The sequence below is a fragment of the Kitasatospora sp. NPDC028961 genome (assembly GCF_055564815.1).
The window spans coordinates 325,502-349,498 of record NZ_JBVHVO010000001.1 but is presented as its reverse complement, the minus strand read 5'-3'; the positions used below and the strand labels follow the sequence as shown (position 1 = coordinate 349,498).

The following is a 23,997-nucleotide window of genomic DNA, read 5'->3' as shown; positions in this document are numbered from 1 at the left end:
GGGAGCTCACATGGACGCGCAACACCTGCCGCCGGCCGGCGAAGCATCGGTCTCCCGGTTCGCCGAGCAGGTCTTCGCCCACCTGCCCCGGATAGACCAACGCCGCTGGGCCCACGCCTATCTACGCGGCCTGCTCGCCGCACCGGGCCGCAAGTCGTTGTCGAACATGGCCACCAGCCTGACCACGAGCCGGACCGCCGCACTCTCGCTGCAGCAGTTCATCAACGGCAGCCCGTGGGACTGGCGGCCGGCCCGCCGCACCCTGGCCCGCCTCACCACCACCGGCCCGCGCCCGGTACGGGCCTGGACGGCCACCCTGGCGGTCATCCCCAAGCGGGGCGACCAGGCGGTCGGCGTCCACCGCCGCTTCGTCCCGGAGTTCGGCCGCACCATCAAGTGCCAGGCCGCGGCCGGGATGTTCATCGCCACCGACCGGCACGCCGTACCGGTCGACTGGTCGCTGCTGCTCGACGCCGACTGGACGGAGGACCGGGACCGCCGGGTCCGCGCCCGGATCCCGGACTCCGTCACCCCGCGCCCGGCCGACCGGACGGTGCTCGACATGGTCGACCGGCTGGCCGCCCACCTCCCCGTCGCCCCGCTGGTCGCGGACCTCACGGTGGTCGACGACCTGCCGCCGCTGATGTCGGCGCTCGCCCGCCGGGGCGTCCCGTACCTGCTGGAGGCCCGGCCGCACCAGGCCGTCCGCCCCGTCCTGCAGGCCACCACCGGGCGGTTCGGCCGGATCCAGCAGGACGCCGTGCCGGTCGAGTCGCTCCTCCCGCGCCAGCGGCCGCGCACGCCCGGCACCCCGCAGCCGACGCTGCGCTGCGTCCCGGTCCTGACGCCCGGCGTCCAGGGCGCGCCCGTCCACCGGCTCTGGGTGCAGGACGCCCGCGGCGGCAGGGACCGGCGGTACTGGCTGACCAACCTCAGCGAGGACGCTCCCGCCGTGCTCGCCCTGCTCGGCACCGCGGCGACCACCCGGGACGCCGTGGACCGGCTGGGCGCCGACTTCGGCCTGCTGGACTTCTCGGGCCGTTCCTACCTCGGCTGGCACCACCACATGACGATGGTCTCGGCCGCGTACGCGCTCGGCCACGACCGGCCGGACCTGACCGGCACGCCGGCTCGCGAGGTGTTCCGCACCTCCGCCTGACCCCCGCCCCGACCGCCGCCCACCCGGGGCCGGCCGCCCGCGCGGCAGCGGGCCGGCCCCGGGAGCGCCGGCGCCCTACGCCACCAGCGCCGCGGCCTCCGCCTCCCGGGCCGCCGCGACCATGCCCGCCAGGGCGGCCCGGCTCGCCCCGAGGACCAGCAACTGCCGGTCCAGCGCCGCCAGCCGGTCTTCGAGCACCTCCAGCACGCACGAGTCCACCGTGTTCTCACCGCTCACACAGGGCAGCACATCGCGGATGGCACTGGTCGAGAGCCCCGCGCCCAGCAGGGCCCGGATCCGGCGCACGACCACCGGCGCCTCGGCGCCGTACCGGCGGTGGCCGCCGTCGCGCCGGCTGCTCTCCAGCAGCCCCTGCTCCTCGTAGTACCGCAGCAGGCGGACGCTGACCCCGGTCTGCGCCGACAGTTCACCGATCCGCATGTGACCCTCCGAACGCGCGGCCGCGCATCGCCCACCGACGGTGAGTGTAACGCCGCAGGGAACACCGGAGCGGGCCACCGACTTTGCTGCAGCGCAAATGATTTGACGATCCGTCGGACCGATGGGGGGATGACGGCCGGACAGCGGAGAGGGCCGGGTGGCCGGGGACGGGCACCGCTCTCCGTCCCGGTCGCCCGGCCCACCGTTCGCGCCTGCGCCGATCCGTCAGCCGAGGATCTGGAACACCGAATCCGCCTGCCCCGCGTACGCGTTGCTCAGCGCGAAGGTCCGGCTGCTCGGGCGGAAGATCCCCGCCTGCTCCGCGTTGCCGAGCCGGGAGCGGCGGCGCCGACGAGTTGCCGGCACGTCGGCCGTCGCCGGTCTGCGGGGGCAGCGTCAGAGGAGGTCCGGGAGGTCGGTGCGGGCGGTGACGCCGAGCTTGGGGTAGGCCTTGTAGAGGTGGTGGCCGACCGTGCGCGGGCTGAGGAAGAGCTGGGCCGCGATGTCGCGGTTGGTGAGCCCCCGCGCCGCCAGCCGGACGATCTGCAGTTCCTGCGGGGTGAGGGTGGCCAGGGGCCCCACCGGGGCGTCGGCGGGGGCCGGGGCGCCGGCTCCGGTGGCGGTGAGTTCGGTGCGGGCGCGGTCGGCCCACGGGTGGGCGGCGAGCAGTTCGAAGGTCTCCAGGGCGGCGCGCAGGTGCGGGCGGGCGTCCGTGCGTCGGCGTTCGCGGCGCAGCCACTCGCCGTAGAGCAGCGCGGTGCGGGCCTGCTCGAAGGGGCGGTGGGTGCCGTCGTGGAGGTCGAGGGCCGCGCGGTAGGCGGACTCGGCGAGTTCGTCCGGCCCGAGCAGTGCCTGGCAGCGCAGCCGCAGCGCCTCGGCCCACGGCACGGCGGCGGCGCCGGCCCAGCGGGCGAAGCGCTCGTACGGTTCGGCGGCCCGCTCCGGGGTGCCCAGCCGGACGGCGGCCTCGACCAGGTCGGGGACGGCCCGGGTGGCGCCCACGTGGTGGCGGTAGGGGCCGGTGGTGAGCGCCTGGAGGCGCTCGGCGGCGTCGGCGGCGCGGCCCCGGCCGAGGTCGAGCAGGGCGAGCGCCCACTGGGCCCAGGGCTCCCCGGGCGCGGGCGCGGGTTCGCCGCCGCCGGGCCCCGTCCCGGTGTTGGTATGGGTGAGCGCCGTCGCCGTCCGCGCGGTCGCGGTGAGCGCGGCGCACTCCTGCTCCGCGCCGCGCAGCGCGGCCAGGAAGCCGAGCAGGGCGCTGAGTTGGCTGACCCACTGGTGCTGGCCGGTGTCCCGGGCCAGGGCCAGGGCCTCGGAGGCGGTGACCTCGGCGTCGCGGTGCCGCCCGTGGAACAGCTCCGCCTCGGCGAGGAAGAACTGCAGCGTGGGCAGCGCCCCGACAGTGCCCTTGGCCCGGGCCTCGGCGACGAGTTCGGCGCCGAGTTCCACCGTTTCGGCGTCCCGGCCGAGGACCAGCGTCACCCCGCAGAGCTGGACCAGGTCGCTCGGCGTCTCGGCGCCCGCCCGACGGGCCGCCGCCGCGGTGTCGCGGGCGGCCGGCAGCGGCGGGGCCGGGCGGCCCAGCGCGGGCAGGACGGCCGCCGACAGGTGACGGGCGAGCGGAGTGAGCGGATCCCCCTCGGCCAGCGGGAGCGCGGCGAGCCGGTCGAGCACAGCGACCACCGGCCCCTCGCCGGCGTACCAGGCCGCGTGGAAGGCCTGGAGCAGCATCCGGGCGGCGTGCGGCGCCTCGATGTCCGTGCCGGCCGCGTCCAGCAGCAGCCGGTAGGCCGCCGGGTAGGAGCCGCGCCAGAAGTGCGCGGTGGCCCGGACCTGGTCCAGCAGGGCGTGCGCGAAGACGCTGTCCGTCCGGGCTCCGGCCTGCTCGGCGAGCGCCTCGGCCTGTGCCAGCTTGCCCTCCTCGGTGGCGGCCTCGGCCGCCAGCACCAGGCGCCGGGTGGCGCCGTCGCGGTCGGGGGTGAGCCGGGCGGCGCGCTCGTACGCGGCGGCGGCGCCGCCGTGCGCGCCCCTGGTCTCCGCGCTGACGGCGGTGCGCTCCAGGGCGTCGGCGAGGTCGGCGTCGGGTGCGGTGGCGGCGAGGGCCAGGTGCCAGGTCCGGCGGTCGCCGTTCTCCAGGGCTCCGCCGATGGCCCGGTGGACCGTCAGACGCTGTTGTATCGGGGCGCGTTGCAGGATCGCGGCGCGCAGCAGCGGGTGCCGGAACGCGAGGCGGCGGTCGGTGCCCAGGGCGACCAGGCCCGCCTCCTCGGCGGGGGCGAGGTGGTCGGCGCTCACGCCGAGGGCGGCCGCGGCCGCCAGCACGACGTCGAGGTCACCGTTCTCCTCGGCGGCGGCGACCAGCAGCAGGGTCTGGGTGGCCGGCGGCAGACCGGTGACCTGGCCGTGGAAGGCGATCTGCAGACGGCTGGTGAGCGCCAGCCCGCCGGAGGCCGCCCCCGCCCGGTCGGCGGCGGATCCCTCGACCGGGACGGGCAGTTCGGTGAGCGCCAGCGGGTTGCCCGCGGACTCGGCGAGCATCCTGCGGCGGACGTCGCCGGTCAGCGCCGACGCGGTGCGGGCGTCGAGCAGCAGGGCGGCGGCGGGCTCGGCGAGCCCGGCCAGCCGGAGTTCGGGCAGGCCGGTCGGCGGCAGACCGTCGCCGGAGGTGCCGGAGGCGCCCGCGTCCCGGGTGGCGAGCAGGAGGGCGACGCCCTCCGCCTGGAGCCTGCGGGCGGCGAGCAGCAGGGCGTCCAGCGAGGCCCGGTCCAGCCACTGCACATCGTCGACGACACACAACAGGGGCTGGTCGGAGGCGAGTTCGGCGAGCAGGCCGAGCGTCGCGAGACCGGTGAGCAGCCGGTCGCCGCCCGGCCCGGCCGGTGCGGCGGCGTCCCCCAGGCCGAACGCGCCCTCCAGGGAACGCCGTTGCGGACCAGGCAGGGCGGCGAGCCGGTCCAGCCCGGGGGCGAGCAGCAGACTGAGCCCGGCGAACGGGAGTTCGGCCTCGTACTCGACGCCGGTCGCCCGGATCACCCGGAACGCGCCGCCGCCCGCCGCCACCGCGTACTCCAGCAGTGCGGTCTTGCCGATCCCCGGCTCGCCGCGCAGCACCAGCACCCCGCTGCGGCCCGCCTTCGCGCCGTCGAGCAGCGCGTCGACGACGGCCTGCTCCTGTTCCCGCCCGTAGAGCATCCCCATCCTCCGACCCTACTGGCGTGGCCTACCTACGGCCCCGGCGGTGCGCCCGCTCCCCTACCTATCCGTGACGGATTCGCCCACCGGGCGTCGTCCGTACCTTCGTGAGCAGCGGGAACGACCCGCCGAACCACCCAGCAGGACACGGGAGAAGACGATGAACGACATTCAGGTGACCGACCTCCACCGGCTCGCCGAGCGCTACCTCGCCGCCTGGAACGAGACCGACCCGGCCGCCCGCCGCAAGCTGGTCGACGAGGTGTGGGCCGAGGACGGCAGCTACACCGACCCGCTGGCCGCCGTCACCGGCCGGGACGGCGTCGATGCCCTGATCGGCGCGGCCCAGGCGCAGTTCCCCGGCCTGGAGTTCACCCTCGGCCCGGTCGACGCGCACCACGACATCGCCCGGTTCACCTGGAACCTCGGACCGGCGGGCGGGGAGGCGCTGGTGGTCGGGTTCGACGTGCTGGTCGCCGGGCCGGACGGCCGGATCGCCTCGGTGTACGGCTTCCTGGACCGCGTCCCGGGCGCCTGAGCCGCCGGAGGAGGCGGCGGGGGCGGGCGACGCACCCGCCCCCTCGCCCGGCCGACCTCGTGCGCACCCACGCCCGATCCCCGCCCCGCTCCCGAAACCGCTCCCGACTCCGCCGAGGAGAGCCCGCGATGAGCACCGCCCCGCCCACGCGTACCGACCTGCGTACGAGCACCGCACCGCCCACCCGCACCGCCCTGCCCACGAGCCCGGTCACGGTCACGGCCGGGGCTGCGGACGAGGCCGGGGCCGGGGAGCCGGCCACCCGGGGCCTGCTGCCGGTCGTCCTGACCGCCACCTTCATGACCGCCCTCGACGTCTTCGTGGTGAACGTCGCCGTCCCGTCCGTCCAGGCCGACCTGGGCGCCGGCCCGGCCGCCGTCCAGTGGGTGATCGCCGGTTTCGCCCTGGCGCTGGCCGCCGGGCTGATCACCGCCGGCCGGCTGGGCGACCGCTACGGGCGGCGCCGGGTGTTCGCCCTCGGCCTGGCCCTGTTCACGCTCGCCTCTGCCGGCTGCGGCCTGGCCCCGACCGCCGCCGCCCTGGTCGGTGCCCGGATCGCGCAGGGGCTGGCGGCGGCACTGATGGGCCCGCAGGTGCTGGCCATCCTGCGCACCGCGTTCAGCGGTGCGGCGCAGGCCTGGGCGTTCGCGATGTACGGGCTGACGATGGGCGTGGGCGCGGTGTTCGGCCAGCTGATCGGCGGCGCGCTGATCCGCGCGGACCTCTTCGGCCTGGACTGGCGCAGCTGCTTCCTGCTCAACCTGCCGGTCGGCCTGGCCGCGCTGGGCCTGGTCCGCCGCTGCCTGCCGGAGTCCCGCGCCCCGCACCGCCCCGGGCTGGACCCGGTGGGCGTCCTGCTCGTCACCGTCGCGCTGACCGGCCTGGTGCTGCCGCTGATCCAGGGCCGCGAGGCCGGCTGGCCGCTCTGGACCTGGCTCTGCCTGGGCACCGCCCTCGCCCTGCTCGCCGGCTTCGCCGTCCACCAGCACCGGCACACCGGGACACCGCTGGTCGACACCGGCCTCTTCCGGAGCCGGGCCTTCGCCGCCGGGCTGCTCGCCCAGCTCGCCTTCTGGCTCGGCCAGGCGTCGTTCTTCCTGGTGCTCGCCCTGCACCTGCAGCAGGGCCGCGGCCTGGACGCCCTCGGCTCCGGCCTGGTCTTCACCGCGATCGGCGCCGGCTACCTGCTCACCTCCACCACGGCGCACCGCGTCGCCGCCCGCCTCGGCCGCCAGGCGATCGCGCTCGGCGGGCTGCTGATGGCCGGCGGGCTGGGCCTGCTCGGCCTCGCCGTCCACGCCGGTGGGACGACCGGCGGCGTCTGGTGGCTGGCGCCGGGCCTGTTCGTGGACGGTCTCGGGATGGGGCTGGTGATCGCCCCGGTGACCAGCGTCGTGCTGGCCTCGGTCGAGCCCCGGCTGGTCGGGTCGGCCGCGGGGCTGCTGGCCACCGTGCAGCAGGTCGCCGGGGCGCTCGGGATCGCGCTGATCGGGATCGTCCACTACGGCGCCGGCGATCCGGTCACCGCCCTGGAGCGCTGCGTCGCCGCGCTGGCGGTGCTGGAGTTGCTGCTGGTGGGCCTGGTGCAGCTGCTGCCCCGCCGGACGCCCTGAGGGGAGCGCGGCAGGGCGGGTGGACCGGTCCCGGTCCACCCGCCCGTTCCGTTCACTCCCCCCGATCGGGTTGGATGGGTGGATGAGCGAGGAGAAGAGCGCCGTACCGGCGTGGGAGCAGCGGTTCAGGGCAGCCAGGGTTTCCCTCCCGGACTGGGCGGAGGACGCCCCCGACCGGTCGCTGTACGTGTCCAACGCGACCGGTACCTACGAGGTGTACGCCTGGGACCGCGCCACCGACACCCACCGGCAGGTCACCGACCGGCCGAACGGCACCACCGACGCCGAGCTGTCGCCCGACGGCGCGTGGATCTGGTGGTTCGACGACAACGACGGCGACGAGTTCGGGATCTGGCGCCGCCAGCCGTTCGCCGGCCGCCCGGAGGACGGCGCCGGCTCTCCCGACGAGGAGGCCGTGCCCGGCCTGGCCGCCTCCTACTCCGCGGGCCTCGCCCTCGGCCGGGACGGCACGGTCGTGGTCGGCCGCTCCACCGACGAGCACGGCACCACCCTCCACCTGCGCCGCCCGGGCGCGGCCGAGACGGTGGAGATCTACCGCCACGAGGAGTACGGCGGCATCGGCGACCTCAGCTACGACAGCGCGCTGCTCGCCATCGACCACACCGAGCACGGCGACGCGATGCACTCGGCGCTGCGGGTCGTCCGGCTCGCCGACGGCGCGACCGTCGCCGAGCTGGACGAGGTCACCGGGCACCCGGAGCCGCGCGGCATCGCCTGCCTCGGCTTCGCACCGGTCGACGGCGACACCCGGCTGCTGGTCGCCCACCAGCGCACCGGCCGCTGGGAGCCGATGATCTGGGACGTGGCGACGGGGGCCGAGACCGCGCTGGCGCTCCGCGACGAGCAGGGCCGCGAGCTGCCCGGCGACGTCTCCGCCCAGTGGCGCCCCGACGCCCGCGCGCTGCTGGTCGAGCACGAGTACGAGGCGCGCAGCGAGCTGTTCTCGTACGCCCTCGACACCGGGGTACTGACCCGGCTGGAGACCCCGCGCGGCACCGTCGGCGGCGCGACCGCCCGCCCGGACGGCACGGTGGAGTTCCTCTGGTCCTCCGCCGCCGAGCCGTCCGCCGTCCGGTCCACCGCCGGCACGGTCGTCCTGCGGGCGCCGGGCCCGGTGCCGCCGGGCTCGGTCCCGGTCGAGGACGTCTGGGTGGACGGCCCGGGCGGCCGGGTGCACGCGCTGGTCCAGCGCCCGGTCGGCGACGGCCCGTTCCCGACCGTCTTCGACGTCCACGGCGGACCGACCCACCACGACAGCGACTCCTTCGCCGCCGGCCCGGCCGCCTGGCTGGACCACGGCTTCGCGGTGGTCCGGGTCAACTACCGCGGCTCCACCGGCTACGGCCAGGCCTGGACGGACGCGCTGCACGAGCGGGTCGGCCTGATCGAGCTGGAGGACATCGCCGCCGTCCGCGCCTGGGCGGTCGCGAGCGGGCTCGCCGACCCGGAGCGGCTGGTGCTCACCGGCGGCTCGTGGGGCGGCTACCTCACCCTGCTCGGCCTCGGCGTGCAACCGGAGAACTGGACCCTCGGCGTCGCCGCCGTCCCGGTCGCCGACTACCTGACGGCGTACGACGACGAGATGGAGGCGCTGAAGTCCCTGGACCGCACGCTCTTCGGCGGCACACCGACCGAGGTGCCCGAGCGCTGGACCGCCTCCTCGCCACTGACCTACGTCGAGCGGGTCCGGGTGCCGGTCTACATCAGCGCCGGGGTGAACGACCCGCGCTGCCCGATCCGGCAGATCGAGAACTACGTGGAGCGGCTGGAGCAGCTGGGCCGGCCGCACGAGGTCTACCGGTACGACGCCGGGCACGGCTCGCTGGTGGTGGAGGAGCGGATCAAGCAGCTGCGGCTGGAGATCGACTTCGTCCGGCGGCACCTGGGCGCGGGGAGCGCCGGGGCGGGTCAGGGCGAGCCGAGCGACGGGGGCAAGGGGTGAGACGTCGGCTGACGCTCATGGGGGTGGGGGTGGCCGGGGCGCTCGCGCTCACCGGCTGCTCGGGTCAGGACGGCAGCGACGCGGCCTGCCCGCCGCCGCTGTCGCCGTCCAGCCGGCCGACGGCGACCGCCACGGCGACGGCGACGGCCACCGCGACGGCGGCCGCGGCCGGGGCGGCGGCGGGCCCGGCCGTCCGGGCGGTCTCCCGCGCGGCCGACGTCGCGGTGGGCGTGTCGGGTGCGTCGGGTGCGTCAGGTGCGGACGTCACGGACGTCACGGCCGTCACGGCCGTCACGGACGTCACGCGGGCCGCCGCCGGTGACGGGGCGGTCGTGCTCGCCTCGTCCAAGTCGTCCGGGTCGAAGTCGTCCGGGTCCAAGGGGTCGAAGAGCTCCAAGAGCGGGCGCAGCACCCGCCACCACACCGACCACTACGACTCGGACGACGACAGCGGCAGCGGGAGCGGCGGCAGCCGGTGCGGCAACCCGCCCCCGACGGTCTCGCCGTCCTCGACCCCGTCCGGCACGCCCTGGTCCCCGCCCGCGGCGACCCCGCACCCGACGCCGGCCGTGCCGACGGCGCCCGTTCTGCCGCCCAAACCGGCCGTCCCGCCGGCGAAGCCCTCGCGCTGAGCCCGGCGTCCGGGGGGCTGAGCCCGGCGTCCGGAGCGCTCAGCCCCGCGCCCGGCGAGCTGGGTCCGGAGGGCTGAGCCCGGCGTCCGGAGCGCCGAACCCGCCCCGGGCGGCCGCCCGCACCCCGGCCGGGGCTACTCCAGGACCGGGTCCAGCCCGAGGGCCCGGTCCTGCGCGGCCTCCGCCTCGCGTCGCACCAGGCGGAACCACATGAAGACGACGAAGCCGCCGAAGACGAACCACTCCAGGGTGTACCCGAGGTTCTGGAACGCCCGCAGGCTGAGGCCGTCGCCGCCCTGCGGCTGCACGGTCGGCACCGGGGTCAGTCCCGCCGGCACGGTGTCCGAGGACACCCAGCCGTCGTACCAGCCGTCGTACCAGCCGTCGTAGGAGAGCTTGTTGACGAGCGAGGCCTTGTTGATCGTGCCGAGCTGTCCGGCCGGGAGCCCGCCGGCCACGGCGCCGCCGCTGCCGCTGCTCTCGCCGGCCTGCAACCGCCCGGCCACCGTGACCTCGCCGACCGGCGGCAGCGCCGTGGCGGCCGCGCCCTCGGCGGGCGTGCCCGGCGCCCAGCCGCGCACCACCGCGACGATCCGGCCGTCGTCGGTGCGCAGCGGGGTGAGCACGTAGTAGCCCTGCTTGCCGTCCAGCACCCGGTTGGGTACGAGCAGCTGGTGTTCCTGGTCGAAGGTCCCGGACACCGTCACGGCCCGGCCGACGGTGTCGGTGGTGACCTGCGGCCGGTCGGGGCCGAGCAGTTCGCCGAGCGGCGCGGCCGTGCCGGCGTCGTCCACCGCCTTGCTGATCTCCTGGTGCGAGGAGACCTTGTCCTCGAACCGGCCGAGCTGCCAGGAGCCGAGCCAGACGCACACCGCCACGGCCGCGACGGCCAGCGCGGTGCCGCTCAGCCAGCGCGGAGTGAGGAGGAACCGGTACACACCCCCCACGGTAACCAGTCCTCACACCCCGCCTGACCACAGGGGCCCCCGCCACGCCCGCCCCGACCGGGGCCGGGCACCGCGGCCGGGGCCCGCACGCGTGGGCCGGCGCCCGGCGGCGGGGTCAGTCGGAGGACGGCGAGGTGGACGGCGCCGAGGTCCCGGTCGGGGAGGGCGCCGCGACGGCCTGCGGCGCCGTGCGGTAGACCGTGCCCGAGCAGGCCCCCGGCAGGACGACGGAGGCGGCGCTCGGGCTGCCCGGCGCCGGGGTGTGCGCGAGGGTGACGCCGGCCGGCGGCGCGGTGGGGCCGGAGGTCGGGGTGGCCGAGGGGCTCGGCGCCGCGGTCGGGCCCGCCGTCGGGGTGGTGGACGCCGGGGGCGCCCCGGTCGGTGCCGCCGAGGCTCCGATCGCCGGGGCGACGCCGCCCGTGCCGGAGCCCGCGGCCGAGCCGCCCGGTCCGCCGGACCGCAACGCCTGGGCGCCGCCCGAACCGGAGCTGCCCGGACCGCTCCGGCCGGCCGTCGCACTGGGCGAGACGCCGCCCGCGGTCCGGCAGCCGCCGCCGTCCGGCACCCAGCCGAAGTCCACCCGGTAGGCGGCCTGCGGTGCAAGGAGCAGCCCGGGACCGTCCCCGCCGCCCGGTCGCGGGGCGGGCAGGTCGGTCGCCGGATCGTCCGCCGTGTGGTCGGTCACCCGGATCCGGGACTGGTCCGTCCCGGTGGCCCCGGTCACCGCGACCGAACCCGGCCCGCCGAGCCGGCAGGTGTGCGCGGAGGTGTTGACCACCGCGAAGTACCCGTAGATCCGCCCGTCGCCGTCGGCCGCGCCGACCCTGGCCGTCCCCTGCCCGAGGTCGCCCCGGAGGCAGAGCGGTACGGGCGCGTCGTCGCCCCCGCCGGTGCTGGAGGCGCTGGGCGGGGCGGACGCGCCCGCCCCGGCGTCGGCGCTGCTGGCTCCCGGGCGCGGCGTGGTGCTCGCCGCGCCGGACGGGCTGCCGGCGCCTGGTGAACCACTGGCCTCGGGGTGCGGCAGCGCGTTCGGGCCCGCGGCGTCGGTGCCGGCCGTGCCGCCCTCGACGGTGGCCGAGGGCGTCGCGCCGGACGCGCCGGGGGTGCCGGGGCCGCCGGAGAGTCCGAGGTGGTCGTCGTCGTGCAGGGCCGGCAGGCCGATCGCCACCGCGACCGCCAGTGCGGCGGCCGCCGTCCAGGCGCCGCGCCGGGCCGCCCGCCGCCGGGGTACCGCGCGGCGGATCCGGTGCAGTCCGGCGGGGTCGGGCTGCACCTCGGCCACGGCGCGCTGCAGCAGCACGCGGACCAGCAGCTCGTCGGTGTCGAGCCTGTCGGTGGGCGGCCCGTCGGGCTTCGGGGCGAGCGCGTGGGGGCCCAGCGCGTCCGGGCCCAGCGCCTTCGGGCCGGGCGCCTTCGGCCCGCGCACGTCAGGACCGTCCGCTCTCGGGCCCTGCGCCGTCGGGCTCTGCGCCGTCGGGCCGTTCCCGTCCGGGCCACCGCCCGTACCGATCCGGTCGTCAGCCATGCCCGGCCTCCATCTGGACCCGCAGCGCGGCGATCCCTCGCGAGCCGTAGGCCTTCACCGAGCCGAGCGAGATGCCCAAGGTATCCGCGACCTGTGCCTCCGTCATGTCCACGAAGTAACGGAGCACCAGAACCTCCCGCTGACGACGTTGCAGACCACGCAGCGCGGCCTTCAACTGGTCGCGCTCCAGCGCATCGTAGGCTCCTTCTTCTGCACTGGCCATGTCAGGCATCGGCTTCGGCAGCAGCCGCAGGCCGAGGATCCGCCGTCGCAGCGTGGAGCGGGACAGGTTGACCACGGTCTGCCGCAGGTAGGCGAGCGTCTTCTCCGGCTCACGCACCCGGCGGCGTGCCGAATGCACCCGGATGAACGCCTCCTGGACCACATCCTCACAGGTCGAGAGGTCGTCGAGGAGCAGCGCCGCCAGCCGCAACAGGGAGCGGTAGTGGGCCTGGTACGTCTCGGTGAGCAGGTCCTCGCTGGTACCCGCGCCGGTACCGGCGCCGGAGCCCGCCGTGCCGGGTGCGACCGCCGTCATCTGGCTGTCTTCCGGCCTATCCGCAGGTCGCTGGGCACGCGGCGAGAACGTCACCACGGCCGCTGCCGAGATGCCCGCCCCTGCCCCCACCATCACGTTCGCCACGCCCGTTGGACACTCGATCCCCTGTCATGGTTGCCCCAGCCCACGGAGCATTCTCGCGTACGGGCGGCGGCCCGCTCCAGGGGATTCCGGCGGATTGGGCAAGTGACCTCCGAAGGACCGCAGAAGGCGCACGGAATCTCACGACGTCTCACGGTTCTCGCCGCTTTCGGAGCCCGTCCGGTCCCGCCCCGGTCCCGCTCCCATCCTTGGGGCCTTACGGAGGGACACGATCCATTCCCGTCCCCGGCCCCTACCGGTCTCACGGTCGGTCCCGCTCCGACGGTTCATCCGGCCCCCCGCGTCGTCCGGCGTCACCCGGCTCCGCCCGGCCGTCAGGCGCCTCGCGGCCCCGCCCCGGCCCACGGCGCGTCAGACAAGGAGTTCGCCCGCCACCAGCTCGGCGATCTGCAGGGCGTTGAGCGCCGCGCCCTTGCGCAGGTTGTCACCGCAGAGGAACAGGTCCAGCGCCGCCGGGTCGTCCAGCGCCCGCCGCACCCGCCCGACCCAGACCGGATCGGTGCCGACCACGTCGTTCGGGGTGGGGAACTCCCCGGCCGCCGGGTCGTCGTACAGCACCACGCCGGGGGCGTCACGGAGGATCTGCTGGGCGTGCTCCTGGGTGACCTCGCGCTCGAAGACCGCGTGCACGGCCAGCGCGTGGGTACGCACCACCGGGATGCGGACGCAGGTCGCGGAGACCCGCAGGGCCGGCAGGCCGAGGATCTTGCGCGACTCGTCGCGGAGCTTCAGCTCCTCGGACGACCAGCCGCCGTCCATCAGCGCGCCCGCCCAGGGCACCGCGTTGAGCGCCAGCGGGGCGGCGAACGGGCCGTTGTCGGCGATCACGGCACGCAGGTCGCCGGTCTGCTCGCCGACCTCGGTGCCCGCCACCAGCGCGACCTGGGCGCGCAGCGCGTCCACCCCGGAGCGGCCCTCGCCGGAGGCCGCCTGGTAGGAGGCGATCACCAGTTCGCTGAGCCCGTACTCGGCGTGCAGCGCGCCGATCGCGGCGATCATCGCCAGCGTGGAGCAGTTGGGACCGGCCACGATGCCGCGCGGCCGCATCCGGGCCGCCGCCGCGTTGACCTCGGGGACGACCAGCGGGACGTCCCCGTCCATCCGGAACGCGCCGGAGTTGTCGACCACCACGACGCCCTTGGCGGCGGCGATCGGTGCCCACCGGGCGGAGACCTCGTCGGGCACGTCGAACAGCGCGACGTCGATCCCCTCGAAGGCCTCCTCGGTGAGCGGGAGCACCTCGACGGACTCCCCGCGCACGGTCAGCTTGCGGCCGGCCGAGCGCGGGGAGGCGACGAGGCGCACCTCGCCCCAGATGTCCTGACGGAGGGAGAGCAGGCCGAGCAGCACCTCGCCGACCGCGCCGGTGGCGCCGACGACGGCGAGGTTCGGCCGGCGGGTCATCGCCCGGTGCCTCCGTAGACGACCGCCTCGTCCGACTCGCTGTCCAGCCCGAAGGCGCTGTGGACGGCGCGCACGGCCTCGTTGACGTCGTCGGCCCGGGTGACGACCGAGATGCGGATCTCCGAGGTGGAGATCAGCTCGATGTTGACGCCGGCCTCGGAGAGCGCCTCGAAGAAGGTCGCGGTGACCCCCGGGTTGGAGCGCATGCCGGCGCCGACCAGGGAGATCTTGCCGATCGCGTCGTCGTAGCGCAGCGACTCGTAGCCGATGCCCTCCTTGACCCGGCCGAGCGCGTCGATGGCCTTCTGGCCCTCGGTCTTCGGCAGCGTGAAGGAGATGTCGGTCAGCCCGGTCGCGGCGGCCGAGACGTTCTGCACCACCATGTCGATGTTGACCTCGGCGTCGGCGATGGCGCGGAAGATGCGCGCCGCCTCGCCCGGCTTGTCCGGCACGCCGACGACCGTGACCTTGGCCTCGGAAGTGTCGTGGGCGACTCCGGAGATGATGGCCTGCTCCATCTCGCCCCCTTCGGGCTGGTTCGGGTTGTCGTTGCTGACGATCGTCCCGGGAAGACCCGAGAAGGACGAGCGTACGTGAATCGGGATGTTGTAGCGCCGCGCGTACTCCACGCAGCGGTCGAGCAGCACCTTGGAGCCGGACGAGGCCAGCTCCAGCATGTCCTCGTAGGCGATCCAGTCGATCTTGCGGGCCTTCTTCACCACCCGCGGGTCGGCGGTGAACACGCCGTCCACGTCGGTGTAGATCTCGCAGACCTCGGCCCGGAGGGCCGCGGCGAGGGCGACGGCGGTGGTGTCCGAGCCGCCGCGACCGAGCGTGGTGATGTCCTTGCCGGTCTGCGAGACGCCCTGGAATCCGGCCACGATCGCGATGTTGCCCTCGTCCAGGGCGGTGCGGATGCGGCCCGGCGTCACGTCGATGATGCGCGCCTTGTTGTGGACGGAGTCGGTGATGACACCGGCCTGGCTGCCCGTGAAGGACTGGGCCTCGTGACCCAGGGATTTGATCGCCATGGCCAGCAGCGCCATGGAGATGCGCTCTCCAGCGGTCAGCAGCATGTCGAACTCACGGCCGGCAGGGAGGGGTGACACCTGCTCCGCGAGTTCGATGAGCTCGTCCGTCGTGTCGCCCATCGCGGACACCACGACGACGACCTCATGGCCGGCCTTCTTGGCGTCAACGATTCGACGGGCCACGCGCTTGATGCCCTCGGCATCCGCAACGGATGAGCCGCCGTACTTCTGCACGACAAGGCCCACGTGCGCTCCTCGACTTGTGTCGTTTCCGGGGGCTCTGGGCCCCCGCACCCCCGGGTGGCGGGGGTTGTGCGGTCCGCGCCAGTCTACCGAGCGGGGGTGCCCCGACTGCCGCTTTCCATATGATGAGACGCCCGTTTCAGCAGGTGGGCGGCGGTTCGGAGGTGGCGACCGGCAGGTCTGCGGGCTTTCCGGTGCGGCCCCGGAGAATCGGCGGACGAACGGACGGCGGCCCCGGGGTTTTCCCTTCCACCGGAATCCCTGAGGCGTCCGTCACAGTCCGTTCCCGCCCGTTCCCCGCCTCCGGGGCTGCCCGTCACCGTGCGCCTGTGCTGCCCGCACCGCTCGTGCCGCCCGTCGTACGGCTGCCCGGTCTGCTACCTGCCCAGGCCCAGCTCGGCCGCCATCAGGTCGCCGGCCTGCTGCTCCAGCTGCTCGTCGGTGAGCCCGTCGTCGTCGGTGTCCGCACCGTCCGGCACCGCCCCGATCGGGCTGTCCAGCCGGACGTGGGCGATCAGCGACTGCAGCGCCCGCAGCACCGCCGAGCAGGTCGTGCCCCAGTTGGAGAGGTACGAGAACTGCCACCACCAGAGCGCCTCGCTGACCCGCCCCTCGCGGTAGTGGGTGAGCCCGTGCTGGAGCTCACTGACCACGCCGGCGAGGTCGTCCGAGATCCGGAAGGCGTTCGGCTTCTCCGGCGGCCCGTACGGGTCGAAGACCTCGTGGTAGACGTCGATCGGCGCGAGGAGCACGGCCAGCCGCTCGCGCAGCTGCTCGCTGTCCGGCTCCGGACCGGTGTCGGGCTCGAAGCGGTCCTCCGGGACGACGTCCTCGATCGCGCCGAGCCGACCGCCGGCCAGCAGCAGCTGCGAGACCTCCAGGAGGAGCAGCGAGACGGCGCTGCCGGGCTCGTCGCCCTTGGCGACCTCGGTGACGGCGAGTACGAAGCTCTCCACCGAGTCCGCGATCTGCACCGCGAAGTCGTCCGGCTCCGAGCCGTGCGCATGGACGTGCGGGGCGGGCCGGTCCTGCTGCGGGCCTGCCTGGTGGGGCGTGTGGGGCTGCTGGTTGATCGTCCGGTCAGACATCGAGCAGTCGTCTCCCTTCGAAGGCGCGGCCGAGGGTCACTTCGTCCGCGTACTCCAGATCCCCGCCGACGGGCAGACCGCTCGCCAGCCGGGTCACCTTCAGGCCCATCGGCTTGCAGAGCCGGGCCAGATAGGTGGCGGTCGCCTCCCCCTCCAGGTTGGGGTCGGTGGCAAGGATCAGCTCGGTGACCGTGCCGTCCGCGAGGCGCGCCAGCAGCTCGCGGATCCGCAGGTCGTCCGGGCCGACGCCCTCGATCGGGCTGATCGCGCCGCCCAGTACGTGGTACCGGCCGCGGAACTCGCGGGTGCGCTCGATCGCGACGACGTCCTTGGGCTCCTCGACCACGCAGATCACCGCGAGGTCGCGGCGCGGGTCGAGACAGACCCGGCACTGCTCGGCCTCCGCGACATTGCCGCAGGTCGCGCAGAACCGGACCTTGTCCTTGACCTCCAGCAACGAGTGCGCCAGCCGGCGGACGTCGGTGGGGTCTGCCTGCAGGATGTGGAAGGCGATCCGCTGCGCGCTCTTGGGCCCGACGCCGGGCAGCCTGCCCAGTTCGTCGATCAGGTCCTGAACCACGCCCTCGTACACGTCGCGCCTTCCCTCAGGGGTCTGTGGTGCACCGGTTGCCCGATGTCCCGGTGCCATCATCCAACGAATCGGGCGCCGGGCACACCGCCCGACGCCCTACTCCCGCATAAATCACACAGGTCTGTTATCCGAACTTCAGACCTTCATGACTTCGGTCTTTCCGCCCCGATTCGGCCATCCGACCAGGTCAGAACGGCAGACCGGGGATTCCGCCGCCGCCCAGGCCCTGGGTCAGCGGGCCCATCCGCTCGGCCTGCAGCTTCTGCGCCGCCTGGTTGGCGTCCCGGACGGCCGCGAGGATCAGGTCGGCCAGGGTCTCGGTGTCCTCCGGGTCGACGGCGGCCGGCGCGATGGCCAGGGCCACCAGCTCACCGGCGCCGGTCACGGTGGCCTCGACCAGGCCACCGCCCGCCGAACCGTTCACCTTCGTCTCGGCCAGCTCCTGCTGCGCCTGGGCGAGGTCCTGCTGCATCTTCTGCGCCTGCTTGAGCAGCTGCTGCATGTTGGGCTGGCCACCACCGGGGAACACGGCTCACTCCTTGCGTTCTGCGTCCGTCGTGCTTCGCTTCGTCCTGGCACGCCTGCGCCGACCGCGCCGCCGGCCGTGCCGGCCGGGCGTCGCGCGGACGTCGCCGCGTCGTCGCACCGAGCCTACGTGCTACCGGTGCCGGGCGTCCGATCGGTCACCGGCCGGGTCCCGCTCGGGCCGCCGACTCACCGGCCGCCCCCTGCCGGCGCGCCGCCCGTCCGCCGGTCAGTTCCCGCCGTGGCGGATCTCCTGCAGCACCGTCGCGCCCAGCTCGCGGATGATCAGCTCCTGGCCGGAGAACGTCTCCTCCTTGAGCTCCGGATCGTCCTCCTCCGGGATGTCGTCCTCCAGCGCGACCGACTGCGCCGGGCGCCCGGCCGGCGGAGCCGACGGGGCCTGCACCGGCGGAGGTACCGGCGCGGGCGGCATCGCGGGGGGCGTGGCCATCGGCGCGGGCGCCGGTACGGGCGCCGGCGCAGCGGCCTGAACCGCAGGCGCGGGCGCCGCCGGACGCGCCGGTGGGGCCCCCCAGCCGCCGGTGGAACCACCGGGGCTGCCCGGGTTGCCGGAGCCGCTGCCGCCGGGATTCCCGCCCCCGGCGCCGCCGGTCCCGCCGGAGCCGCCCGACGGGTCGATGATGCACTCGATCCGCCAGTCCACACCGAGCGCGTCCGCCAGCGCCTGGCGCAGTACGTCGTCACTGTTGCTGCTGACGAAGCTGTCCCGCGCGCCCGCGTTGATGAAGGACACCTGGAGCACGCTGCCGTCGAACCCGGCCACCTGGCCGTTCTGGCTGAGCAGGATCCAGGTGAAGCGGCGGCGGTTCTTCACCGCCTCCAGGATCTGCGGCCACATCTGCCGGACCTGCCCGGCCCCCTGCTGGGCGGCGCCCGACGGCTGCCCGCCGCCGGGCGCGGCGGCCGGAGCGGGGGCGGGCGCGGCCACCGGGGCGGCCTGGACCGGCGCGGGAGCCTGCTGCACGGGCGGCGCCGCCACCGGAGCGGGCGCACCCCCGCCCGGGGAGAAGCTGCGCGGGATCGGCCACGCACCCGGCGCGGGCGCTGCCGGCGCGGCGGCCTCCTGCGCCGGGGCCGCGGGCGCTACCGGCGCCTGCACTGGGACGGCCTCCGCCTGGGGGGCCTGCACGGCGGGAGCCTGCGGGGCAGGCGCGTGCATCACAGGGGTCTGCATCGGGGGCTGCACGGCGGGAGCCTGCATGGCGGGAGTTTGCATGACGGGAGCCTGCATCGGGGCCGCGAAGCCGCCGGTGGCCGCCCGGCGCTCCAGCTTGTCCAGCCGCGCCTGCAACGACAGCTCGTCGCTGTACGCGCCCGGCAGCATCACCCGGGCGCAGATCAGCTCCAGCTGCAGCCGGGGCGCCGCGTTCCCGCGCATCTCGGTCAGCCCGGTGTTGACGATGTCCGCGGCCCGGCTGAGCTCGGCCGCGCCGAACGCGTCCGCCTGCGCCTGCATCACCGCGACCCGGTCCGCCGGGGCGTCGATCAGCCCCTTCTCCCCGGCGTCCGGCACCGTGGCCAGGATCACCAGGTCCCGGAGCCGCTCCAGCAGGTCCGTCACGAACCGGCGCGGATCGTGCCCGCCCTCGACCACCCGGTCGATCACCTGGAACACCGTCGCGCCGTCCTGCCCCGCGAAGGCGTCCACCACCTCGTCCAGCAGCGCGGAGTCCGTGTACCCGAGCAGCGCGGTGGCCATCTGGTAGGTCACACCGCCCTCGGTCGCACCGGCGAGCAGCTGGTCCATCACCGACATCGAGTCACGCACCGACCCGGCCCCGGCCCGGACCACCAGCGGGAAGACGGAGTCCTCCACCTGGATCTGCTCCCGGCCGCAGACCTCCGCCAGGTAGTCGCGCAGCGTGCCGGGCGGCACCAGCCGGAACGGGTAGTGGTGCGTCCGGGAGCGGATCGTCCCGATCACCTTCTCCGGCTCCGTGGTCGCGAAGATGAACTTGAGGTGCTCCGGCGGCTCCTCCACCACCTTCAGCAGCGCGTTGAAGCCGGCCGAGGTCACCATGTGCGCCTCGTCCAGGATGAAGATCTTGTACCTGCTGTGCACCGGCGCGAAGAACGCGCGCTCCCGCAGCTCACGGGCATCGTCCACACCACCGTGCGAGGCGGCGTCGATCTCGATGACGTCGATCGAACCGGGCCCGCCCGTCGCCAGGTCACGGCAGGACTGGCACTCACCGCACGGCGTCGGCGTCGGCCCCTGCGCACAGTTCAGGCAGCGGGCCAGGATGCGCGCGCTCGTCGTCTTCCCGCAGCCGCGCGGGCCGCTGAACAGGTAGGCGTGGTTGACCCTGTTGTTGCGCAGGGCCTGCTGGAGCGGAGCGGTCACGTGCTCCTGCCCGATGACCTCGGCGAAAGTCTCGGGGCGATAGCGGCGGTACAGGGCTAGGGACACACCACCGACGATATCGGGACGAGCCGACAAACGCGTCGCCCCTCAACGGCCCCCGCCCGCCCCCGGGAACGCAAAGACCCCCCGCGCACCCGCCAGAGCCCTCCTACCCTTGCTGCCTTCCGGCCCTGGGGGGGTTCAGAGAGATAACGCCACACGAGGGGCTGACACCCACAGTACCGGATCCCGGCCCCCGTCCTCCACCACCCACCCTCCCCACCCCCGCTCCGCGATCCGCAGGCCACACCCCCGGACCACCCTCGACATACGTGGTCGCAACCACCCCCGAACATGTACTAAGCTCTCCCACGGAGGATTCGCCTAGAGGCCTAGGGCGCACGCTTGGAAAGCGTGTTGGGGGCAACCCCTCACGAGTTCGAATCTCGTATCCTCCGCCGGCAGAAGGCCCGGACCGCATCGCGGTCCGGGCCTTCGTCGTCTGCAGGGGTGCTGTTCGCCCGAAGTACGTCGGGACAACCTCGCATAAGTTTCGGACGCCATGCCCCCAGCTTCGACACTGAACTCGTCCGACCGTTGGCGCCCCCCGGGGAGACACCTCTGGCACCTCTGGCACCTCCGATGCCTTGACGGACTCCCGGGTACGACTTCGCGCGGTGCCGCCCTCCCGGGGCGGCACCGCGCGTTTCCGCCCTCCGGTCCGGCGCGCCGGACGAGCCCGGGGCACCGGTCGCTCCGGGCAACGCAGTGGCCCGGATCACAGGAGCGCTTGCCGGGTGGGCGAAATGGAGGGGCCCGCGAAGTGGTTGACACCTGAACATCGCACCCGCCGTCCGACCACGAGGGAACCCCATGACCAGCACCGCGTCCTCCGCCTCCCGTGCGGCCGAGCTGCTCGCGCGGCCCGTCGAGCTGAACGGGCTGACCGTCCCCAACCGCATCGTGATGGCGCCGATGACGCGCCAGTTCTCGCCGGGCGGCGTGCCCGGCGAGGACGTACAGGCGTACTACGCCCGGCGGGCCGCCGCCGGGGTGGGGCTGATCCTCACCGAGGGGACGTACATCGGCCACGAGTCGGCCGGGCAGAGCGACCGGGTGCCGCGGTTCCACGGGGAGGAGCAGCTGGCGGGGTGGGCCGAGGTCGCCGCGGCCGTGCACGCGGCGGGCGGCACGATCATGCCGCAGCTGTGGCACATCGGCATGGTGCGCAAGCAGGGCGAGCCGCCGTTCGCCGACGCCCCCGCCGTCGGCCCCTCCGGCCTGCGGATCGACGGCACCGAGGGCACCGGCAGGGCGATGACCAGGAGCGACCTGGACGACGTCATCGGCGCCTTCGCCGAGGCCGCCGCGGCCGCCGAGCGGATCGGCTTCGACGGCATCGAGCTGCACGGCGCCCACGGCTACCTGCTCGACCAGTTCCTCTGGGCGGGGACGAACCGGCGGACGGACGCCTACGGCGGCGACCCGGTCGCCCGGACGAAGTTCGCGGCCGAGATCGTGGCCGCCGTCCGGGAAGTGGTGTCGCCGGAGTTCCCGGTGGTCTTCCGATACTCGCAGTGGAAGCAGGAGGCCTACGAGGCCCGGCTCGCGGAGAGCCCGGAGGAGCTGGCGGACATCCTGACCCCGCTCGCCGAGGCCGGCGTCGACGTCTTCCACGCCTCCACCCGCCGCTACTGGCTGCCGGAGTTCGAGGGCTCGGACCTGAACCTGGCGGGCTGGACCAGGAAGCTCACCGGGCGGCCCGCGATCACCGTCGGCTCGGTCGGCCTCGACGGCGACGTCATCCGCAGCTTCGCGGGTGAGGGTGCCACCGTGCAGGGCATCGACAACCTCCTCGACCGGCTGGAGCGCGACGAGTTCGACCTGGTCGCCGTCGGCCGGGCGCTGCTCCAGGACCCGCAGTGGGCGGCGAAGGTCCTCGCCGGCCGCTTCGACGAGCTGAAGCCGTACGACGTGTCGGCCCTGACGACGCTGAGCTGACGTCGCGTCATGTTCCGTGTCCGCCAACCGCATCACAGCGGGCGGCGGGCACGGCCGTGCCGCCGGCCTCAGGCGGCGCGGGCGGTGCGGCGGTAACTGCCGGGCGGCTGCCCGTACTCGCGCTTGAAGGCCTTGGCGAAGGCGTACTCGGAGCCGTAACCGGTCCGGGCGGCGACGGTGGTCAGCGGGGCCTCGGACTCGCGCAGCAGGGTCGCCGCGGTGGTCAGGCGCCAGCGGGTCAGATAGGCCATCGGCGGTTCGCCGACGAGCGTGCTGAAGCGGCGGGCGAAGGCCGCGCGGGAGAGTCCGGCCCGGTCGGCCAGCGACTCGACGGTCCACGGCGCCGCGGGGGCCTCGTGGATGGCGGTCAGCGCCGGGGCGACGGCGGAGTCGCCGAGCGCGGCGGCCCAGCCGGCGGCCGCCGCGGGGGGCTGGTCCTCGAACCAGGCGCGCAGGATGTAGAGGAGCAGCGAGTCGATCAGGGCGGGGACGATCCCGGCCGAACCGATCCGCGGCTTCTCCAGCTCGGTGCCGAGGAGTTGGACCGCCGCGCTGAGCTCGGGGTGGCGGCCGTGCCGGGTGGGCAGGTGGATGACCGCCGGCAGTTGGCGGACCAGCGGGTGCGGACGCCCCTGGTCGAGGTGGTAGTTGCCGCACAGCAGGCTGGTGCGGGGGCCGTCGCCGCCCAGGGTGACCATGCCGATCGGTGAACCCGGCCGGTACTGGTCGGGCCGCTCGGTCTCGGCCGGGGTGGCGGGGTGGTCGGCGAGGATGTGGCCGCGGCCGTCGCGCAGGAAGACCACGTCGCCGGGGCTGAGCGCGATCGGCTCCGCGCCGGGCGCGTCCTCCAGCGGGACCAGCCAGCACGTCCCGTACAGCACCACGTGGAACCCGGCCCCGGCGACCGGGGGGAGGCGCAGGCCCCAGGGGGCGCGGCCCTCGGTGCGTACGGACGTGGGCTGCCCCGTCCGCATCGAGCTCAGCGCCTCGGTCAGGATGTCCAACGCCTTCCCCCCGCTTCCCCGTTCGTCCGACCTGTTCGGCCCATCCGGCCCATCCCGAATATCCGGCACGTCCGGCCCTCCACTGTAGGACCGCGCTCAGGCGACGGTGAGGACGACCTTGCCCTGCACCCGGCCGGACCCGACCAGCTCGTGGGCCTTGGCGGCCTCGTCGAGCGGAAAGGTCTCGGTGACGTGCGGGCGGACGCGGCCCGCGTCGACGAGTGCGGCGATGGCCTCCAGCGAGGCGTAGTCGGGCTCGACCGAGATGCCCGCGAAGTGCCGGCCGGCGGCCTCGATCCGGGCGGCGAGCTCCTGGTTCCAGTGCTCCATGATGCTGACCAGGGTGCCGCCGGGGCGCAGGACGGCCAGGGCGCGGTCGCCCTCGGAGGAGGAGTCGAAGACGACGTCGACGTCGCGGACCGCCTCGGTGTAGTCGGTGGTCCGGTAGTCGATCACCTCGTCGGCGCCCAGGCCGCGAACGAACGCGTGCTTGGCCTCGCTCGCCAGGGCGATCACATGGGCTCCCCGGGCCTTGGCGATCTGCACGGCGAAGTGGCCGACGCCGCCGGCCGCGCGGTGGATCAGCACCCGCTGGCCCTCGGTCACCCCGGCCGCGTCCACCAGGCCCTGCCAGGCGGTCAGGGCGGCGAGCGGGAGGGCGGCGGCGTGCACGTGGTCGATCGTGGCGGGCTTGCGGGCCACCTGCCGCGAGGGGACGGCGATGTACTCGGCGTACCCGGTGGCGGCGCGGGGGAAGAACGGCATGCCGTACACCTCGTCGCCCGCCTTGAACCGGGCGCCCGGGCCGGCCTCCTCGACGACGCCCGAGATGTCCCAGCCGACACCGAACGGCGGCTCGCCCAGCAGCGGGTAGGCCCCCGACCGGACGGCCACGTCGACCGGGTTGACCCCGCTCGCGTGGACCCGGACGAGGACCTCGCCGCCGAGCGGGGTGGGGCGGTCGATCTCGACGGTCTCCAGGACCTCGGGGCCGCCGAAGGACTGCTGGGTGACTGCGCGCATGGGAGGACTGCCTTCCTGGCTCGCCCGGCCCTCGTGCGGACCGGTTCTCGTTG

At 74.9% G+C, this 23,997-nt stretch carries 20 protein-coding genes, 1 tRNA gene and 1 other RNA gene; 7 read left to right on the top strand and 15 right to left on the bottom strand.

What is annotated here, in order from left to right:
- Positions 1–10: 10 nt before the first annotated feature.
- Complete coding sequence (locus ACZ4UX_RS01560) at positions 11–1,159, top strand: IS701 family transposase (protein WP_352290566.1); 1,149 nt, start codon at positions 11–13, stop codon at positions 1,157–1,159.
- A gap of 75 nt (positions 1,160–1,234) precedes the next feature.
- On the opposite strand, the gene ACZ4UX_RS01555 is transcribed toward ACZ4UX_RS01560, so the two are convergent.
- The 3 genes from ACZ4UX_RS01555 to ACZ4UX_RS01545 all read right to left on the bottom strand — a co-directional run bounded on the left by ACZ4UX_RS01555 (position 1,235) and on the right by ACZ4UX_RS01545 (position 4,795).
- Complete coding sequence (locus ACZ4UX_RS01555) at positions 1,235–1,600, bottom strand: MerR family transcriptional regulator (RefSeq protein ID WP_352290564.1); 366 nt, start codon at positions 1,598–1,600, stop codon at positions 1,235–1,237.
- 225 nt (positions 1,601–1,825) lie between these two features.
- Positions 1,826–1,966, bottom strand: coding sequence for a hypothetical protein (locus tag ACZ4UX_RS01550; protein ID WP_465704839.1), 141 nt, complete (start codon positions 1,964–1,966; stop codon positions 1,826–1,828).
- A gap of 30 nt (positions 1,967–1,996) precedes the next feature.
- Positions 1,997–4,795, bottom strand: a complete 2,799-nt coding sequence (locus ACZ4UX_RS01545; RefSeq protein WP_465704837.1) for a helix-turn-helix transcriptional regulator — start codon at positions 4,793–4,795, stop codon at positions 1,997–1,999.
- A gap of 154 nt (positions 4,796–4,949) precedes the next feature.
- Between ACZ4UX_RS01545 and ACZ4UX_RS01540 the strand changes: the two genes are divergently transcribed.
- The 4 genes from ACZ4UX_RS01540 (at position 4,950) to ACZ4UX_RS01525 (ending at position 9,535) form a co-directional block, all read left to right on the top strand.
- Entirely contained in the window at positions 4,950–5,327 is a 378-nt protein-coding gene (locus ACZ4UX_RS01540; RefSeq protein WP_465704835.1) for a nuclear transport factor 2 family protein, read from the top strand.
- A 128-nt stretch (positions 5,328–5,455) separates the two neighbouring features.
- Positions 5,456–6,940 (top strand): MFS transporter, encoded by a 1,485-nt coding sequence (locus ACZ4UX_RS01535; protein WP_465704833.1) that lies wholly within the window; start codon positions 5,456–5,458, stop codon positions 6,938–6,940.
- Positions 6,941–7,022: 82 nt separating this feature from the next.
- Positions 7,023–8,903 carry a S9 family peptidase gene (locus ACZ4UX_RS01530; protein ID WP_465704831.1) on the top strand — a complete coding sequence of 627 codons (1,881 nt, stop codon included), beginning with the start codon at positions 7,023–7,025 and terminating at the stop codon, positions 8,901–8,903.
- A gap of 17 nt (positions 8,904–8,920) precedes the next feature.
- Positions 8,921–9,535 carry a hypothetical protein gene (locus ACZ4UX_RS01525; RefSeq protein WP_465704829.1) on the top strand — a complete coding sequence of 205 codons (615 nt, stop codon included), beginning with the start codon at positions 8,921–8,923 and terminating at the stop codon, positions 9,533–9,535.
- Between the two features lie 134 nt (positions 9,536–9,669).
- On the opposite strand, the gene ACZ4UX_RS01520 is transcribed toward ACZ4UX_RS01525, so the two are convergent.
- The 10 genes from ACZ4UX_RS01520 to ffs form a co-directional block, all read right to left on the bottom strand.
- Positions 9,670–10,473, bottom strand: coding sequence for an SURF1 family protein (locus ACZ4UX_RS01520; RefSeq protein WP_465704827.1), 804 nt, complete (start codon positions 10,471–10,473; stop codon positions 9,670–9,672).
- Positions 10,474–10,597: 124 nt separating this feature from the next.
- On the bottom strand, positions 10,598–12,007 hold the full coding sequence (locus ACZ4UX_RS01515) for a hypothetical protein (protein WP_465704825.1): 1,410 nt from the start codon (positions 12,005–12,007) through the stop codon (positions 10,598–10,600).
- Positions 12,000–12,545: a SigE family RNA polymerase sigma factor gene (locus ACZ4UX_RS01510; protein WP_329492163.1), complete on the bottom strand. Its 546-nt coding sequence runs from the start codon at positions 12,543–12,545 to the stop codon at positions 12,000–12,002. The genes ACZ4UX_RS01515 and ACZ4UX_RS01510 overlap by 8 nt, the downstream gene beginning before the upstream one ends.
- A 474-nt stretch (positions 12,546–13,019) precedes the next feature.
- The gene (locus tag ACZ4UX_RS01505) at positions 13,020–14,072 is read right to left on the bottom strand and encodes an aspartate-semialdehyde dehydrogenase (protein WP_465704823.1); all 1,053 of its coding nucleotides are present in this window, start codon (positions 14,070–14,072) and stop codon (positions 13,020–13,022) included.
- Positions 14,069–15,349: an aspartate kinase gene (locus tag ACZ4UX_RS01500; protein ID WP_329488605.1), complete on the bottom strand. Its 1,281-nt coding sequence runs from the start codon at positions 15,347–15,349 to the stop codon at positions 14,069–14,071. Before ACZ4UX_RS01500 ends, ACZ4UX_RS01505 begins: the two co-directional genes overlap by 4 nt.
- A gap of 374 nt (positions 15,350–15,723) precedes the next feature.
- Positions 15,724–16,434: a DUF5063 domain-containing protein gene (locus tag ACZ4UX_RS01495; protein WP_329488607.1), complete on the bottom strand. Its 711-nt coding sequence runs from the start codon at positions 16,432–16,434 to the stop codon at positions 15,724–15,726.
- Positions 16,427–17,026: a recombination mediator RecR gene (gene recR, locus ACZ4UX_RS01490; protein WP_329488609.1), complete on the bottom strand. Its 600-nt coding sequence runs from the start codon at positions 17,024–17,026 to the stop codon at positions 16,427–16,429. Before recR ends, ACZ4UX_RS01495 begins: the two co-directional genes overlap by 8 nt.
- Positions 17,027–17,213: 187 nt before the next feature.
- The gene (locus ACZ4UX_RS01485; RefSeq protein ID WP_329488611.1) at positions 17,214–17,555 is read right to left on the bottom strand and encodes a YbaB/EbfC family nucleoid-associated protein; all 342 of its coding nucleotides are present in this window, start codon (positions 17,553–17,555) and stop codon (positions 17,214–17,216) included.
- A gap of 225 nt (positions 17,556–17,780) precedes the next feature.
- Positions 17,781–19,982, bottom strand: a complete 2,202-nt coding sequence (locus ACZ4UX_RS01480; protein ID WP_465704820.1) for a DNA polymerase III subunit gamma and tau — start codon at positions 19,980–19,982, stop codon at positions 17,781–17,783.
- Between the two features lie 69 nt (positions 19,983–20,051).
- Positions 20,052–20,148: signal recognition particle sRNA small type (gene ffs, locus ACZ4UX_RS01475), an RNA gene on the bottom strand.
- A gap of 141 nt (positions 20,149–20,289) precedes the next feature.
- On the opposite strand from ffs, the gene ACZ4UX_RS01470 reads away from it, so the two are divergent.
- Positions 20,290–20,374 (top strand) — tRNA-Ser (locus tag ACZ4UX_RS01470).
- A 415-nt stretch (positions 20,375–20,789) separates the two neighbouring features.
- Positions 20,790–21,917, top strand: a complete 1,128-nt coding sequence (locus ACZ4UX_RS01465; protein ID WP_465704818.1) for an NADH:flavin oxidoreductase — start codon at positions 20,790–20,792, stop codon at positions 21,915–21,917.
- A gap of 68 nt (positions 21,918–21,985) precedes the next feature.
- Here ACZ4UX_RS01465 and ACZ4UX_RS01460 read toward each other — a convergent pair whose 3' ends face one another.
- Both ACZ4UX_RS01460 and ACZ4UX_RS01455 read right to left on the bottom strand, forming a co-directional pair.
- A complete protein-coding gene (locus ACZ4UX_RS01460) occupies positions 21,986–22,921 on the bottom strand; it encodes an AraC family transcriptional regulator (protein WP_465608606.1) in 936 nt (311 codons plus the stop codon).
- Positions 22,922–23,017: 96 nt separating this feature from the next.
- Complete coding sequence (locus ACZ4UX_RS01455) at positions 23,018–23,944, bottom strand: NADP-dependent oxidoreductase (protein WP_465704816.1); 927 nt, start codon at positions 23,942–23,944, stop codon at positions 23,018–23,020.
- Between the last annotated feature and the right edge of the window lie 53 nt (positions 23,945–23,997).

What these genes read in the sequence shown, in the direction of transcription:
- ACZ4UX_RS01560 (WP_352290566.1), top strand. Translation starts at nt 11, where the DNA reads ATGGACGCGCAACACCTGCCGCCGGCCGGCGAAGCATCGGTCTCCCGG.
- ACZ4UX_RS01555 (WP_352290564.1), bottom strand. Translation starts at nt 1,600, where the DNA reads ATGCGGATCGGTGAACTGTCGGCGCAGACCGGGGTCAGCGTCCGCCTG.
- ACZ4UX_RS01545 (WP_465704837.1), bottom strand. Translation starts at nt 4,795, where the DNA reads ATGGGGATGCTCTACGGGCGGGAACAGGAGCAGGCCGTCGTCGACGCG.
- ACZ4UX_RS01540 (WP_465704835.1), top strand. Translation starts at nt 4,950, where the DNA reads ATGAACGACATTCAGGTGACCGACCTCCACCGGCTCGCCGAGCGCTAC.
- ACZ4UX_RS01535 (WP_465704833.1), top strand. Translation starts at nt 5,456, where the DNA reads ATGAGCACCGCCCCGCCCACGCGTACCGACCTGCGTACGAGCACCGCA.
- ACZ4UX_RS01530 (WP_465704831.1), top strand. Translation starts at nt 7,023, where the DNA reads ATGAGCGAGGAGAAGAGCGCCGTACCGGCGTGGGAGCAGCGGTTCAGG.
- ACZ4UX_RS01525 (WP_465704829.1), top strand. Translation starts at nt 8,921, where the DNA reads ATGGGGGTGGGGGTGGCCGGGGCGCTCGCGCTCACCGGCTGCTCGGGT.
- ACZ4UX_RS01515 (WP_465704825.1), bottom strand. Translation starts at nt 12,007, where the DNA reads ATGGCTGACGACCGGATCGGTACGGGCGGTGGCCCGGACGGGAACGGC.
- ACZ4UX_RS01510 (WP_329492163.1), bottom strand. Translation starts at nt 12,545, where the DNA reads ATGACGGCGGTCGCACCCGGCACGGCGGGCTCCGGCGCCGGTACCGGC.
- ACZ4UX_RS01505 (WP_465704823.1), bottom strand. Translation starts at nt 14,072, where the DNA reads ATGACCCGCCGGCCGAACCTCGCCGTCGTCGGCGCCACCGGCGCGGTC.
- ACZ4UX_RS01495 (WP_329488607.1), bottom strand. Translation starts at nt 16,434, where the DNA reads ATGTCTGACCGGACGATCAACCAGCAGCCCCACACGCCCCACCAGGCA.
- ACZ4UX_RS01465 (WP_465704818.1), top strand. Translation starts at nt 20,790, where the DNA reads ATGACCAGCACCGCGTCCTCCGCCTCCCGTGCGGCCGAGCTGCTCGCG.
- ACZ4UX_RS01455 (WP_465704816.1), bottom strand. Translation starts at nt 23,944, where the DNA reads ATGCGCGCAGTCACCCAGCAGTCCTTCGGCGGCCCCGAGGTCCTGGAG.